The sequence below is a fragment of the Halopseudomonas sp. genome, assembly GCF_038130085.1.
Classification (GTDB): Bacteria; Pseudomonadota; Gammaproteobacteria; order Pseudomonadales; family Pseudomonadaceae; genus Halopseudomonas.
Map to the genome: position 1 here is coordinate 310,629 of NZ_JAYPMU010000001.1, position 12,706 is coordinate 323,334.

Sequence of the window (12,706 nt, forward strand, 5' to 3'; positions counted from 1 at the left end):
TTCAACTCCGCAATTATTCGCTAACCCCGATTCGCAGGCCCGCGGCGATTGCCAGCGGAGCCAGACTCAATGCCAGTACTGCAAGGCAGCCCAGCCACAGCAGATAGCCCTGTACCGGCAAGCCCTGCAATGCCGCATCCATGGCGCCGGTGCCGAGAATCAGCACCGGGATATACAGCGGCAGAATCAGCAGTGCCAACAGCATGCTACCACCGCCCTTCAGCCCCACCGTCAGCGCCGCGCCAATTGCACCCAGGAGGCTCAGCACCGCGGTGCCCAACAGCAGGGTCGCACAGAGTACCGGGATCACCGACCAGGGCAAAGCCAGCATCATGCCCAGCACCGGCGTCAGCAGTACCAGCATGACACCGCACATCAACCAGTGATGCAGCACTTTGACCAGCACCAGCAGCGTCAGCGGATGCGGTGACAGCACCCACTGCTCCAACGAGCCATCCTCAAAATCACTGCGAAACATGCCGTCCAGCGAAAGCAGCGTCGCCAGAAGTGCTGCGACCCAGATCACCCCCGACGCCATGCGCTGCAACAGTTCGGGCTCCGGCCCGACCGCCAGCGGAAATAGGGTGATAACCATGGCAAAAAACACCAGCGGGTTGAGCACCTCGCCGGGGCGACGCCAGGTCAGCTGCCATTCCCGGCGCAGCAGTTGCCAGAGCACATTGCCCATCAGCTAGCCCGCCCCAGGTCCAAGCGCCGAACCTCACTGAGGTGATCAAGGCTGTGATGGGTCGTCAGCACGGCAATGCCGCCGCAGCGAGCAAACGCCAGAATCTGTTGTTCCAGCTCACGCACCGCCGCCTGATCGAGCGCGGTGAAGGGTTCATCAAGCACCCAGATCGGCTTATCGGTCTGCAGGCGCAGACGCGCCAGCGCCACGCGACGCTGCTGGCCAGCCGACATTTGCCGGCAAGGCACATCTTCATAGCCACGCAGCCCGGCCGCCGCCAGGGCATCCCAGATCGCCTCACGGGAGATAGGTTGATCAAGGGCGCACAGCCAGGAGAGGTTCTCTTCGGCGCTCAGGGTCGCCTTGATCGCCGTCGCGTGACCGAGAAACAGCAGGTGGCGGCGCCAGTACTCGCGACCGTTGCCGCGGAGGATAGAACGATCGGCATAGCGGATATCACCTGCCGAGGCCGGCATCAGGCCCGCCAGGATGCGCAGCAGGCTGGTTTTGCCCGCGCCATTGGGGCCGGCAACCTGAAGCACTTCTCCCGCTTGCAGGCGACAGCTAAGGCCGGCGAAGAGCTCTCGCTCATCCCGTTCACAGGACAGGTCGATAATGTCGATCTGCTCAGCTGCCACCGCTGCTCCGTACGCCACCATCGAGGTCGCGGTAAATTAATGGTCCCGCGCCAACTGCCGCTATACTCTGTAGCCAGCACGGCCTGCGGGAGCGCCTGTTTTCCAGCGGCGCCATTATACATGCCCCCTTTTTGCGGGGGACCTCGATTTACGTCAACATGTGACAGCATGAGCCCCGATTTCCGCCTGCCACCGACCAGCGTGACCCAGCCAACCGGCAGCACAACTGCTGCACCGGCGCGTCCGGCCGACGTGATCATGATGGCGCTGCAGCTATTGCGGCCAATTGACGCACAGCAGGTTCTGGGCGGCGATCAGGCGAATGCGGAAGTCGTGCAAAGCAATACCAGACCCAACGCCAGCGGCCAGTTTGATCTATTGCTGCGGATCGCCAAACAGGACGCTGGCGGCGCGGTCACGCTGCCAGCCAGCAGCAGCCAGCCGGTCCCCACCGGTACACATATGGTGGTTCAGGCCGTCACCCAGACCCAACTGATGGCCGTTGTTCAACAAGTGGTATCTCAGAACACACAGCTGCTCACTCGGCTCGATCCGGAACAATTCCCCGCCGGCACTCCCGTTCAGGCCCGCGTCATCAGCCAGCAGCCAGTCCCTGCCAGCGCGACACAGGCCGCACGCTACGAACTGGTGGCCCAGTTGGTGCAGCAGAGCGCCCAACAGACACTGCTGAGCATCACCAGCACCCGCGCGGTTGAACCCGGCACCCTGCTCAACGCCACCGTCGGCAGCCAGGGCGAGCTGCGGGTGCTCAGCGGTACAGAACAGGTGCGCCAGGCCGATTTGCTACAGGGGCTGCGCGCGGCCTTTCAGCAACAGGCTTCCTCAGAGCTGCTGCTGACCCGACTGGCCTCGCTGGCAGCGGCCCCACAGGAGTTACCGGCAGTCCCACAGCTGCAGCTGGCGGTTGCCAATGTACTGAAGCAGATCGTCGACGCACCGCAACTCATGACCGCAACCGGGGTTGCCAATGCAGTGGCCCAGAGTGGCAGCTTCCTCGAAGCGAACCTGGCGCGCCTTGCCGACATTATGGGTCGGCAGCAATCGGGGGAGCCAACCACAACTGCAGACGGCAAAGCCCCGATCACCACGCCGGGTGACAGTGCCAAACCAGCTCTGCCTGCTTTGGACAAGTTGCTGCCGCTGTTGGCCAGCCTCAGCGCTCCACGTGCCACCGAGCCACTGGCAGGCGCCGATCTCAAAGGCGCACTGGTCAGCCTGCTGATCACCCTGCAACAGCAGGTGCCCGGTTCCGTGCTACAGACACCACAGAATCCCGCAGGCCCTTGGCAGCAGGCCATGCAGCTTGCCCAACAGGGCATCAGCGTCAAGCCGGGACTGTTCCCTCTACCTGCGCGGGCCCTGCAGGCACTCGGCGAAAACAACGATCTAGGCAGCCTGCTGAGGCTCACCGCAGCCCTGCTGTCACGCATTCAGCACCATCAACTGCAGAGCATGGGCCAGACCCAGACCTTCTCCGACGGCAGCAGCCAAACCACCTGGCAGTTGGAAATCCCGTTACGCGACGGTCAGCAGTTCAACCATGTACAGGTGCGAATTCAACGCGACGAATCGCCGCCAACGCCGCGCCAGCCGGAACCGGTGCCGGTGTGGGAAGTCAGACTCGCGTTCAATCTCGACCATCTCGGCACCATGCAAGCCATCGCCCGACTGCGAAATGACAAAGTCAGCAGCGAGCTCTGGGCGGAGAGACAGGAAACCCTTGGCCTGATCAGCAGTGAAATCGGCGCCCTGCGTGACCGCCTGCTGGCCAAGGGGCTGGACGTCGGCGAGCTGAGTTGCCACCAAGGTTCCCCTCCTCCACCACGCCAGCCGGTACAACAGGGCTGGATCGACGAGGTTACCTGATGAGCACATCCCGCGAAGCTATCGCGCTGGTCTACGACGGCGGCGAACAGGCACCAACGATTACCGCCAAGGGCGAAGGTGATCTGGCCCAGCAGATCATCGACCTGGCCATGCAATACGAAGTACCGATTTACGAGAACGCCGAACTGGCACGGATGCTCGCGCGCATGGAGCTGGGCGATCAGATCCCGGAAGCGCTGTATCGGACCATCGCGGAGATCATCGCCTTTGCCTGGTATATCAAGGGCAAGCGCCCAGCGGGGTTTGATCCGGATGCAGGCAAGGAGCGGCCGCTGCAGCTGGAGAGCAAGAAGGAAGAGTAAAAAGGCGCGAACTTATCCCTGACGCGAGGCGTGCAGCTTGACGAAAAGTTCGGCTTCGGCCTTGGACAGGCCACAGGACTGGGTCAGATCTTCAATACTGGCCCCCATACCGACCAAGCGCGCCGCCTGATTGTAAGGCATGGACTGCGGATCGGCTTGTTCAAGCTTGAGTTGCTTGTCTTCAAGACGCTTGAGCAATTGGCGCAGCGCGGTCAGCTCCTCACCCATGCGAATACTGCCCTGCTGAAAGGTCGCCAGATCACGGGCGAGCTGGTCCATGCGCGCCTGCAGCTGCGCCTCAAGCTGCTGTTGCCGCACCGGCAACCTGCGCACTTGCGCGAACAGCATCACCAGTGCGACCAGCGCGGCCAGCAGTACGCCAACCACGCCGCCGAGCACCAGCAGCAGCCAGGGCTCATTCATTAATCAAAATCCTGACAGCTCGGCCCACTCGTCTTCGGTCATCATCTTCTCGAGATCGACCAGAATCAGCAGTTCGTTGTTCTTGTTGCAGACACCCTGAATGAACTTGGCAGACTCGTCGGTGCCAACGTTCGGCGCCGTCTCGATCTCGGACTGACGCAGGTAAACCACTTCAGCAACGCTATCAACCAGAATGCCGACAACCTGCTTGTCTGCCTCGATGATTACGATGCGGGTGTTGTCGGTGATCGGCGCCGGACTCAGGCCAAAGCGTTGACGGGTATCGATGACCGTAACGACGTTACCGCGCAGGTTGATGATCCCCAGCACGTAGGAAGGGGCACCCGGCACCGGGGCGATCTCGGTGTGTCGCAACACTTCCTGCACCTGCATGACATTGATCCCGTAGGTCTCGTTGTCGAGGCGGAATGTCACCCATTGCAGGATCGGATCTTCAGCACCTTGTCCCGAATTATTCTTCATTGTCTTGCTTCCCGATCATCATTTAAGTCCAGGTTCAGGTGGGCCTTCTAGCGGCTCGCCCCTGCCCCGCTCATCCTAATGCTGGCGTCGCGGCATTACCAGCGGTAGCCGTACCACCATTAGCAACAATCAACTCGGCCAATGCCGACACATCCAACAGAGCGCACATGTGATCAATCACTGTGCCCGCCAACCAGGGACGCTTGCCCTGCTGAGAACGCCATTTGATCTGATCAGGCTCCAGACGAATCGACTGATGCACACCGTGCACCGCCATACCCCAGTCATACCCTTCAACCGAGATCACAAAAGAGAGACTGTCCTTAAGATCAGGCGTGTACCGCTCAGGCATCACCCAACGCGCGGTATCCAGCACCTTGATGTTGCCAGCCTGGGTCGCCAGGATGCCGAGAAACCAGTCCGGCTGGCCGAACAGCGGGGTAATTTCGTCTTCCAGCGGGTAGATGGTACCGAGCAGCACCAGCGGCACTGCCAACTTCAAGCCACCGACATCAAACAACAGCGCCTCGAACGCCTGTTCACGCCAAACCGGGAGGGGCTTGACCACTTCCGGCGGCGCCTCCACCACTGGCTCAGATTCAACAACGGTTTCTACTACCGGCGGGGCCTCGACGACCGGCGGCACCGGTTCGCGCAGCAGCTGCGGGCGCGCCGGTTCACTCTTCTCAACCACAGGAGGGGGCACAGCCTGCTCAATAGTGCCCTGCTCGGCACGTGCCAGTTCCTCAGCCGCATCCTGCAGCAGCGCATCCAGATAGTGCTGGATGGTCTGCTCGGGTACGAACTCCTGAACGGGCAACAAGGGTTTACTCATAACAACCAATTCATCTCGCATCGCCGGCACTCCAGAAGTCCCGGCCTTGATTCTGTATCGGCCCACCAGCGCAAAGCATTAACAGATGAGCGCGAAACCCCATCTCAAGCCACCTCTTCATTACGACTCAGCGACTGCGCCAGCAAAAAGCGCAGCAACGCTCGATAGGCCAGCACGCCGCGCGCATTCGAATCCAGTTGCGACGGCACCACACCAGCCAGACTGGCATCACGCAATTTGGTGTCAATCGGGATATAGGCTTGCCAAAGGTGCTCAGCGTAATCACGTCGCAGCAGTCGCAAGGTGTTCAGCGAGGCTTGTGTGCGGCGGTCAAACAGCGTCGGCACGATGGTATAAGGCAGCGCCTGCTTGCGAGAACGGTTGACCATATTGAGGGTATGGACCATCCGTTCCAGCCCCTTGAGCGCCAGAAATTCGGTCTGCACGGGAATAATCAGCTGCTCGCAGGCCGCCAGCGCGTTGATCATCGAGACCCCCAGCAAAGGTGGACTATCGATGATCACGAACTGGTATTCGTTCCATAACTGCGCCAGCGCGCGCGAAATCACCAGACCGTAACCACCCTGAGCAGCCGACTGACGCTCCAATGTCGCCAGTGAGGTGCTGGAGGGCAACAAACTGATATTCGGGTGGGAGGTATCCTTCAGCAGCGCCGCCGCCAAACCGTCAGGCACATGACCGTTGTGCTGAAACAGGTTGAATACGCTACTGGTCAGCTGGTCAGGATCCTGACCAAAATAACTGGTCATCGAGCCATGAGGATCAAGGTCTACAACCAGCACCTTCTGACCTTGATCTGCAAGCAAGCCCGCCAGCGCGACGGCTGTCGTGGTCTTGCCCACCCCGCCCTTCTGGTTGGCTACTGCCCAGACTCTCATACCCTACCTCCGAGGATGCCGGTACTACGCCGCATCCCGCCACAATAATGAAACGCCAACATTCTGACAGCCCGCCGTCTGTTTTACCTATTGCAGAGCGTTCGATGCAGAACCCGTGCCAGAAGCAGGCGCGGTGCGCGCTTCTCGCATCACATCGACCCGCGCATCAGGCTCGGCAATCTGTTCGTGTCGATTATCAAGAAACCGCGACACCAACAGCACTACTCGACGATTGGCCTTGCGCCCGGCTGCCGTAGTGTTATCGGCAACCGGCCTAAATTCACCATAGCCTACTGCAGCCAGACGGTCAGGATTGACCCCACCGTTACTGAGCATGCGCACTACGCTGGCTGCACGCGCGGCGGACAACTCCCAGTTGGTCGGGTAGCGCCCGGAGCGAATGGGGACGTTATCGGTAAACCCCTCGACGTGAACCGGGTTGTCGTAGGGCTTGAGAATTTCCGCGATGCGGTCGATCAGACCAAACGCGGCATCCAGCGGCAGCGCATCGCCACTAGGAAACAGCAGACCGGAACTCAGCTCGATCTCGACCCACATCTCGTTGCCCCGGACCTCAAGCTCACCGGCCTGGATGAGGTCGCCAAAGGCCGCCTCCATGGCCGCGGTGATATCCTGCAACGCTTCGCTGCTGCCCTCGGGCGAGCCAGCGCCAGTCGCGTCGTTATTCTCGCGGGTAATACCACGCGGCATCTCGATCCCGATCTGAATCGGATCTACCGAGCGTTGAGGCTGATTAAAGGCGCCGACCAGGGTATCGGACAGTACTTTGTACTTGCCCTCGTTGACCGAGGAGATCGAATACATGACAACAAAAAAGGCGAACAGCAGGGTAATGAAGTCCGCGTAGGACACCAGCCAGCGTTCGTGATTTTCGTGCTCTTCCGGTCTGGATCGGCGCATGGTTCAACCTCTAATCCAGAAAGCCCTCGAGCTTCATTTCGATTGAGCGCGGATTCTCGCCCTCGGCAATCGACATTAGACCTTCGAGTAGCATCTCGCGGTATTTGGACTGTTGCAGCACCACCGCCTTGAGTTTGGCTGCAGCAGGGAGCATAAACAGGTTGGCCAGAGCGACACCGTAAATAGTGGCGACAAATGCCACTGCGATGCCGGCGCCCAGACGCGACGGATCAGCCAGATTACCCATGACGTGAATAAGGCCCATCACCGCGCCGATGATGCCGATGGTCGGGGCGTAGCCGCCCATGCACTCATAGACCTTGGCAGCCATCAGGTCGCCGTGTTCCTTGTTCACCAAGTCGACTTCCATGATGCTGCGCAGGGCTTCCGGCTCGCTGCCATCCACCAGTAGCTGCAGACCTTTACGAGCGAACCCATCAGGCTCAAGCTCAGCCATGCTTTCCAGGCCCAGCAAACCTTCCTTACGGGCAATCGTGCTCCAGTTGATAACCTGAGTAATACCTTCACGCATGCGGTTGGCCGGCGGAAAGATAATCCACGGCAGGATCGCCAGCGCACGCTTGAAAACCGTCAGCGGTGTCTGAATGAACGCAGCACCAAGCGTGCCACCAATAACAATCAACCCGGCAGGGCCGTTCAGCAACGCGGTGGCGTGACCACCTTCCAGATAGTTGCCGCCGATGATGGCGACAAAAGCCAGAATGACACCGATGATGCTGAGGATGTCCATTAGCTGAGCTCTGCCAAATATCGGCCGATTTCATCCAGGTTGTAGATGCCATCGGCGAGATTAGCCTTGGCGACCGCCATCGGCATCCCGTAAATCACGCAACTGGCCTCGTCCTGAGCCCAGACAGCACTGCCTGCCTGCTTGAGCATCCGCGCGCCTTCACGTCCATCAGCGCCCATCCCGGTCAGCACTACAGCGAGGACCTTGTCCTGAAACGCCTTGGCCGCAGAGCCGAAGGTCACATCAACGCAAGGCTTATAGTTCAGTCGCTCATCACCAGGCAAAATCCGCACTACACCGCGCGAATCAACCATCATCTGCTTGCCGCCGGGCGCCAGCAGCGCACGGCCCGGACGCAGGACGTCGCCGTCCTCGGCTTCCTTGACGGAAATCCGGCAGAGCTTGTCGAGACGTTCGGCGAAGGCCTTGGTGAAGGCGGCGGGCATGTGCTGAACCAGCAACAAGGGCGCCGGGAAACTGGCTGGCAGCTGAGTCAGCACCTTTTGCAACGCAACCGGGCCGCCGGTAGAGGTACCGATAGCAACCAGCTTGTAGCTGCGCTTGCGCGGCGCAGGACTGTTCTTGACTGGCGCAGCAGGCGCTACCGGAGCCGCGACCGGCCGGCCCGCACCGGGCGTCGAGCCAACAGGAGCTCTGGACGTCGAACTCGGGGCAGCAGCGGGCGCATGATGCGCTGAAGACGAGTGCAACCCCAGCGAGCGCCGATTGGTGCGCGCCAGCGCGGTCACCCGCTCGCACAGCATCTGGCGAACCTTGTCGGGGTTGCGCGAGATATCTTCGAAGTTCTTCGGCAAATAGTCGGCAGCACCGGCATCAAGTGCGTCCAGACTGACGCGGGCCCCTTCGTAGGTCAGCGATGAGAACATGATCACCGGCGTTGGGCAGCGCTGCATGATCTGACGCACCGCCTCAATGCCATCCATGACCGGCATCTCGTAGTCCATGGTGATCACATCCGGGTGCAAAGCCAGCGTCTGCTCAATAGCTTCACGGCCATTGTTGGCAGTACCAACTACCTGGATTTGCGGGTCGCCCGCCAGGATCTCCGTCACCCTGCGGCGAAAGAACCCTGAATCGTCGACCACCAGAACCTTAACCGCCATACCCTCTCCTGAACTGCATCCTGCACATGAAATGATTCATCAATCGTATTTACGAGGTTGTGCTCCCCCGCAAAGGGCGCTGCGTATCGCCTAATCAGCGCGATTGCAGTGCCAGCTCAGGCTATCACATGCGTCTTGCATACCGCTTCAGCAGGCTCGGGATATCCAAAATCAGGGCGATACGACCATCACCGGTAATAGTTGCCCCAGCCATGCCAGCGGTGCCTTGCAACATCCGACCCAGCGGCTTGATGACAACCTCTTCCTGACCAACCAACTGGTCAACCACGAAACCGACCCGCTGCGTGCCGACGGAAACGATCACGACACTGGCGGCGGAATGGTCGCTGGTGTCCTCGACGCCCGGCATCAGCCAGTGCTTGAGGTAGAACAGCGGCAACGCCTTCTCGCGAACGATGATCACTTCCTGACCGTCAACCACGTTGGTGCGCGAGAGGTCGAGGCTGTAGATTTCGTTGACGCTGACCAGCGGTAGAGCAAAGGCCTGATCGGCCAGCATGACCATCAGCGTCGGCATGATGGCAAGGGTCAACGGTACCTTGATCGCGATCCGCGAACCCTGGCCTTTGGTCGACTCGATGTTGATCGTACCGTTGAGCTGAGAAATCTTGGTCTTGACCACGTCCATGCCAACACCGCGACCGGACACATCGGAGATCTCGGTCTTGGTGGAAAAACCGGGCGCCAGAATCAGGTTAAAGCATTCGGTATCGCTCAGGCGATCCGCTGCGTCCTTATCCATCATGCCCTTCTCAACCGCCTTGGCACGCAGGATTTCCGGATCCATGCCGCGGCCGTCGTCGACGATAGTCAGCAGAATGTGGTCGCCTTCCTGCTGCGCAGCCAGCACCACCTTGCCGGTACGCGGTTTGCCGGCGGCCTCGCGCTCGTCCGGCAGTTCAATACCGTGATCAACCGAGTTGCGCACTAGGTGAACCAGCGGATCGGCCAGTGCCTCGACCAGGTTTTTGTCCAGGTCGGTCTCTTCACCGATCAGCTCGAGGTTGATTTCCTTCTTGAGGTTACGCGCCAGATCTCGGACTACCCGCGGGAAACGCCCGAAGACCTTTTTGATGGGCTGCATGCGGGTCTTCATGACCGACATCTGCAAGTCTGCAGTCACCACATCAAGATTGCCGACGGCCTTGCTCAGTTCTTCGTCGCCGCTGGACACGCCCAAACGAACCAGGCGGTTACGCACCAGTACCAGCTCGCCGACCATGTTCATGATTTCGTCCAGCCGCGCGGTATCAACCCGCACAGTGGTATCCGCCGCCGGTGCCTCGGCAGCGGCGGCCGGCTTGGCGGCAGCTGGAGCGGCAGGGGCAGGCTTGGCTGCCGGTTTGGCCGCCGCAGCCTTGGCTTCAGGCGCCTTGGCGGGTTCTTTCTTTTCCGCAGGTTTTGCCGCAGCGGGTGCGGTAGCCGCCTCGGCAGCACCAGGCGCACTTCCCTTGCCGTGCAACTGATCGAGCAGCGCTTCGAATTCATCGTCGGTTATGTGATCACCGCCGCTCGGCTCAGCAGTCGGTGTGCTTTCGGGAGCCGCAGCAGCTGCGCTCGGCGCATCAGCAACGCCTGGAGCAGAACCCTTGCCATGCAACTGGTCCAGCAAGGCTTCGAATTCGTCATCGGTGATTTCATCACTACCAGCCGCTGCTTTGGCTGGCTCGCTGGACGCGGGCACGCTCGGTGCATTGCCTGTGCCGTGCAGCTCATCAAGCAGCGCTTCAAATTCATCATCAGAGATTTCGTCCGATGCCGCATCAGACGCTGCTGGCGCGACCTTCGCCGCTGCAGTCGCGGCACTGCCATCGCCGTGGAGGGCATCCAGCAGTTGCTCAAACTCGTCATCGGTGATGTCGCCGTCGGCCGGTGCCGAGGTCGCAGCGGGAGCCATGGCAGCGTCGGGTTCGGCGACTGGCTCTTGCGGTTCTGAAGCTGGGGCTTCTGCTACTTCATCAGCAGACTCGGGTTGCGCTAACGCAGACAGAGCGTCCAGCAGCGCGGGGTCAGCGGGGGTCGGCTCTTCGCTCTCGCGCACCTGGGCAAACATGCCGTTGACGGTATCCAGCGCCTGGAGCACCACGTCCATCAACTCAGGGGTAACGGTCCGCTCGCCCTTGCGCAGGATGTCGAACACGTTTTCGGCGATGTGACAGCAGGCGACCAGAGCATCCAGCTGCAAAAAGCCGGCACCACCTTTTACCGTGTGAAAGCCGCGGAAGATGGCGTTAAGCAGATCCATGTCGTCGGGCCGGTTTTCCAGCTCGACCAACTGTTCGGACAACTGCTCGAGAATCTCACCGGCCTCGACCAGAAAGTCCTGGAGAATCTCTTCATCCGCATCGAAACTCATGCACCCACTCCCCTCGGGCGTGTTATCGGAAGACCGCTGGATGCACAACCGAAACCACCTTCGGTTGCAGTGCGGTCATTCAACGTTGCTGCCAGGTCGCCACCGTGGACAGTCAAGCTGCCGGCTGTTTAAACGCACGGCAGTCACAGCTGACATCAGAATCCCAGGCTGGACAGGAGATCGTCGACCTCATCCTGACCGGAAACAACGTCTTCCCTTGTATCGGCATGAATTTGCGGACCTTCACCCTTGGAAGAGGATTTTTTTGTCTCTTCCGGCGTCTCGCCGTGATTGATGCCGGTAATGCGGTCAACTTGACCCGCCATTCGAACCAGATTGACCAGGCTCTCTTCGACATCGTGTACAAGCGTGGTGACGCGCTTGATGACCTGACCGGTCAAATCCTGATAATCCTGCGCCAGCAAAATATCGTTCAGATTGGTCGATAGCTCTTTGCTGGTTTTCTCAGTGTCTTCGAGAAACTCGCCGACCCGTCGGTACAGGTCGCGGAACTCGTCTGCAGCCATTTCACGACGCTGCAGACGCTGCCAATCGGCTTTCAAGGCACTGGCCTGCTGGCCCAGATCGGTAACCTTTGGCGCGCTGACCTCCACCAGATCCATGGTGCGATTGGCGGCCTTATCGGTCAGCTGAACCACGTAGTCCAGGCGATCGGAGGCATCAGAGATTTTCGACGTCTCAGACTCGGCGCCGAGCGCGTGGGTGGTATCGATCTGGAAATTGACGATTGCGTTGTGCAGCGCGCGGGTCAGTTGCCCCACTTCGTGGTACAGACCACGATCACGTGCCTGATTGATGGCATGAATGACCAGCAGCGCTTCAGCGAAGTTGCCACTTTCAAGATGACCAACCAACTGATGCGCATTGTCTTTCAGCGAATGTTCAAACTCCTGAGCAGTCGCCTGGCCGGGATCTTTACTCAAAGCCATAACCTTTACCCCGGTTAATTATTATTTAGGCTGAACTCGCTCGAAAATCTTTTCGATCTTCTCTTTCAGCGCCTGAGCGGTAAACGGCTTGACCACGTAGCCATTGACGCCCGCCTGCGCGGCCTCAATGATCTGATCACGCTTGGCCTCGGCAGTTACCATCAGTACCGGCAGATGCTTGAGGCGGTCATCAGCACGCACCGCGCGGAGCAGATCAATGCCGCTCATACCCGGCATATTCCAGTCCGTCACCAGAAAGTCGAAGCTGCCGCTCTGCAGCATCGGCAGCGCGGTATTACCGTCATCCGCTTCGGCCGTGTTGGTAAACCCAAGGTCGCGCAACAGGTTCTTGATGATGCGCCTCATCGTCGAAAAATCATCAACGATGAGAATTTTCATGTTCTTGT

14 protein-coding genes are annotated in these 12,706 nt (G+C 59.9%); 2 read left to right on the top strand and 12 right to left on the bottom strand.

Annotated elements, in window-relative coordinates:
• Positions 1-13: 13 nt before the first annotated feature.
• A complete protein-coding gene (gene ccmB, locus AAFM31_RS01400) occupies positions 14-688 on the bottom strand; it encodes a heme exporter protein CcmB (RefSeq protein ID WP_341706101.1) in 675 nt (224 codons plus the stop codon).
• Positions 688-1,347 carry a cytochrome c biogenesis heme-transporting ATPase CcmA gene (gene ccmA / locus AAFM31_RS01405; RefSeq protein ID WP_371832995.1) on the bottom strand — a complete coding sequence of 220 codons (660 nt, stop codon included), beginning with the start codon at positions 1,345-1,347 and terminating at the stop codon, positions 688-690. The genes ccmB and ccmA overlap by 1 nt, the downstream gene beginning before the upstream one ends.
• A gap of 147 nt (positions 1,348-1,494) precedes the next feature.
• Between ccmA and AAFM31_RS01410 the strand changes: the two genes are divergently transcribed.
• Positions 1,495-3,213, top strand: coding sequence for a flagellar hook-length control protein FliK (locus AAFM31_RS01410; RefSeq protein ID WP_341706103.1), 1,719 nt, complete (start codon positions 1,495-1,497; stop codon positions 3,211-3,213).
• Positions 3,213-3,536 (top strand): EscU/YscU/HrcU family type III secretion system export apparatus switch protein, encoded by a 324-nt coding sequence (locus tag AAFM31_RS01415; RefSeq protein WP_341706104.1) that lies wholly within the window; start codon positions 3,213-3,215, stop codon positions 3,534-3,536. The genes AAFM31_RS01410 and AAFM31_RS01415 overlap by 1 nt, the downstream gene beginning before the upstream one ends.
• 12 nt (positions 3,537-3,548) lie before the next feature.
• Here AAFM31_RS01415 and AAFM31_RS01420 read toward each other — a convergent pair whose 3' ends face one another.
• The 10 genes from AAFM31_RS01420 to AAFM31_RS01465 form a co-directional block, all read right to left on the bottom strand.
• Entirely contained in the window at positions 3,549-3,959 is a 411-nt protein-coding gene (locus tag AAFM31_RS01420) for a DUF2802 domain-containing protein (protein WP_341706105.1), read from the bottom strand.
• A gap of 3 nt (positions 3,960-3,962) precedes the next feature.
• Positions 3,963-4,442 carry a chemotaxis protein CheW gene (locus AAFM31_RS01425; protein WP_088273668.1) on the bottom strand — a complete coding sequence of 160 codons (480 nt, stop codon included), beginning with the start codon at positions 4,440-4,442 and terminating at the stop codon, positions 3,963-3,965.
• A gap of 70 nt (positions 4,443-4,512) precedes the next feature.
• Positions 4,513-5,277, bottom strand: coding sequence for a CheW domain-containing protein (locus tag AAFM31_RS01430; protein ID WP_341706106.1), 765 nt, complete (start codon positions 5,275-5,277; stop codon positions 4,513-4,515).
• A gap of 104 nt (positions 5,278-5,381) precedes the next feature.
• The gene (locus tag AAFM31_RS01435; protein ID WP_341706107.1) at positions 5,382-6,176 is read right to left on the bottom strand and encodes a ParA family protein; all 795 of its coding nucleotides are present in this window, start codon (positions 6,174-6,176) and stop codon (positions 5,382-5,384) included.
• An 87-nt stretch (positions 6,177-6,263) separates the two neighbouring features.
• A complete protein-coding gene (gene motD, locus AAFM31_RS01440) occupies positions 6,264-7,097 on the bottom strand; it encodes a flagellar motor protein MotD (RefSeq protein ID WP_341706108.1) in 834 nt (277 codons plus the stop codon).
• A gap of 10 nt (positions 7,098-7,107) precedes the next feature.
• Entirely contained in the window at positions 7,108-7,848 is a 741-nt protein-coding gene (locus AAFM31_RS01445) for a flagellar motor protein (RefSeq protein ID WP_341706109.1), read from the bottom strand.
• Entirely contained in the window at positions 7,848-8,972 is a 1,125-nt protein-coding gene (locus tag AAFM31_RS01450) for a chemotaxis response regulator protein-glutamate methylesterase (RefSeq protein ID WP_341706110.1), read from the bottom strand. Before AAFM31_RS01450 ends, AAFM31_RS01445 begins: the two co-directional genes overlap by 1 nt.
• Before the next feature lie 124 nt (positions 8,973-9,096).
• Complete coding sequence (locus tag AAFM31_RS01455; protein ID WP_341706111.1) at positions 9,097-11,349, bottom strand: chemotaxis protein CheA; 2,253 nt, start codon at positions 11,347-11,349, stop codon at positions 9,097-9,099.
• A 155-nt stretch (positions 11,350-11,504) separates the two neighbouring features.
• Positions 11,505-12,299: a protein phosphatase CheZ gene (locus AAFM31_RS01460; protein ID WP_341706112.1), complete on the bottom strand. Its 795-nt coding sequence runs from the start codon at positions 12,297-12,299 to the stop codon at positions 11,505-11,507.
• Between the two features lie 21 nt (positions 12,300-12,320).
• On the bottom strand, positions 12,321-12,698 hold the full coding sequence (locus tag AAFM31_RS01465) for a chemotaxis response regulator CheY (RefSeq protein ID WP_341706113.1): 378 nt from the start codon (positions 12,696-12,698) through the stop codon (positions 12,321-12,323).
• Between the last annotated feature and the right edge of the window lie 8 nt (positions 12,699-12,706).

Bases quoted from the DNA above. Each gene is read 5' to 3' on its own strand.
- AAFM31_RS01425 (WP_088273668.1), bottom strand. From the start codon at position 4,442: ATGAAGAATAATTCGGGACAAGGTGCTGAAGATCCGATCCTGCAATGG.
- AAFM31_RS01415 (WP_341706104.1), top strand. From the start codon at position 3,213: ATGAGCACATCCCGCGAAGCTATCGCGCTGGTCTACGACGGCGGCGAA.
- ccmA (WP_371832995.1), bottom strand. From the start codon at position 1,347: ATGGTGGCGTACGGAGCAGCGGTGGCAGCTGAGCAGATCGACATTATC.
- AAFM31_RS01455 (WP_341706111.1), bottom strand. From the start codon at position 11,349: ATGAGTTTCGATGCGGATGAAGAGATTCTCCAGGACTTTCTGGTCGAG.
- motD (WP_341706108.1), bottom strand. From the start codon at position 7,097: ATGCGCCGATCCAGACCGGAAGAGCACGAAAATCACGAACGCTGGCTG.
- AAFM31_RS01465 (WP_341706113.1), bottom strand. From the start codon at position 12,698: ATGAAAATTCTCATCGTTGATGATTTTTCGACGATGAGGCGCATCATC.
- ccmB (WP_341706101.1), bottom strand. From the start codon at position 688: ATGGGCAATGTGCTCTGGCAACTGCTGCGCCGGGAATGGCAGCTGACC.
- AAFM31_RS01435 (WP_341706107.1), bottom strand. From the start codon at position 6,176: ATGAGAGTCTGGGCAGTAGCCAACCAGAAGGGCGGGGTGGGCAAGACC.
- AAFM31_RS01420 (WP_341706105.1), bottom strand. From the start codon at position 3,959: ATGAATGAGCCCTGGCTGCTGCTGGTGCTCGGCGGCGTGGTTGGCGTA.
- AAFM31_RS01445 (WP_341706109.1), bottom strand. From the start codon at position 7,848: ATGGACATCCTCAGCATCATCGGTGTCATTCTGGCTTTTGTCGCCATC.
- AAFM31_RS01430 (WP_341706106.1), bottom strand. From the start codon at position 5,277: ATGAGTAAACCCTTGTTGCCCGTTCAGGAGTTCGTACCCGAGCAGACC.
- AAFM31_RS01410 (WP_341706103.1), top strand. From the start codon at position 1,495: ATGAGCCCCGATTTCCGCCTGCCACCGACCAGCGTGACCCAGCCAACC.
- AAFM31_RS01450 (WP_341706110.1), bottom strand. From the start codon at position 8,972: ATGGCGGTTAAGGTTCTGGTGGTCGACGATTCAGGGTTCTTTCGCCGC.
- AAFM31_RS01460 (WP_341706112.1), bottom strand. From the start codon at position 12,299: ATGGCTTTGAGTAAAGATCCCGGCCAGGCGACTGCTCAGGAGTTTGAA.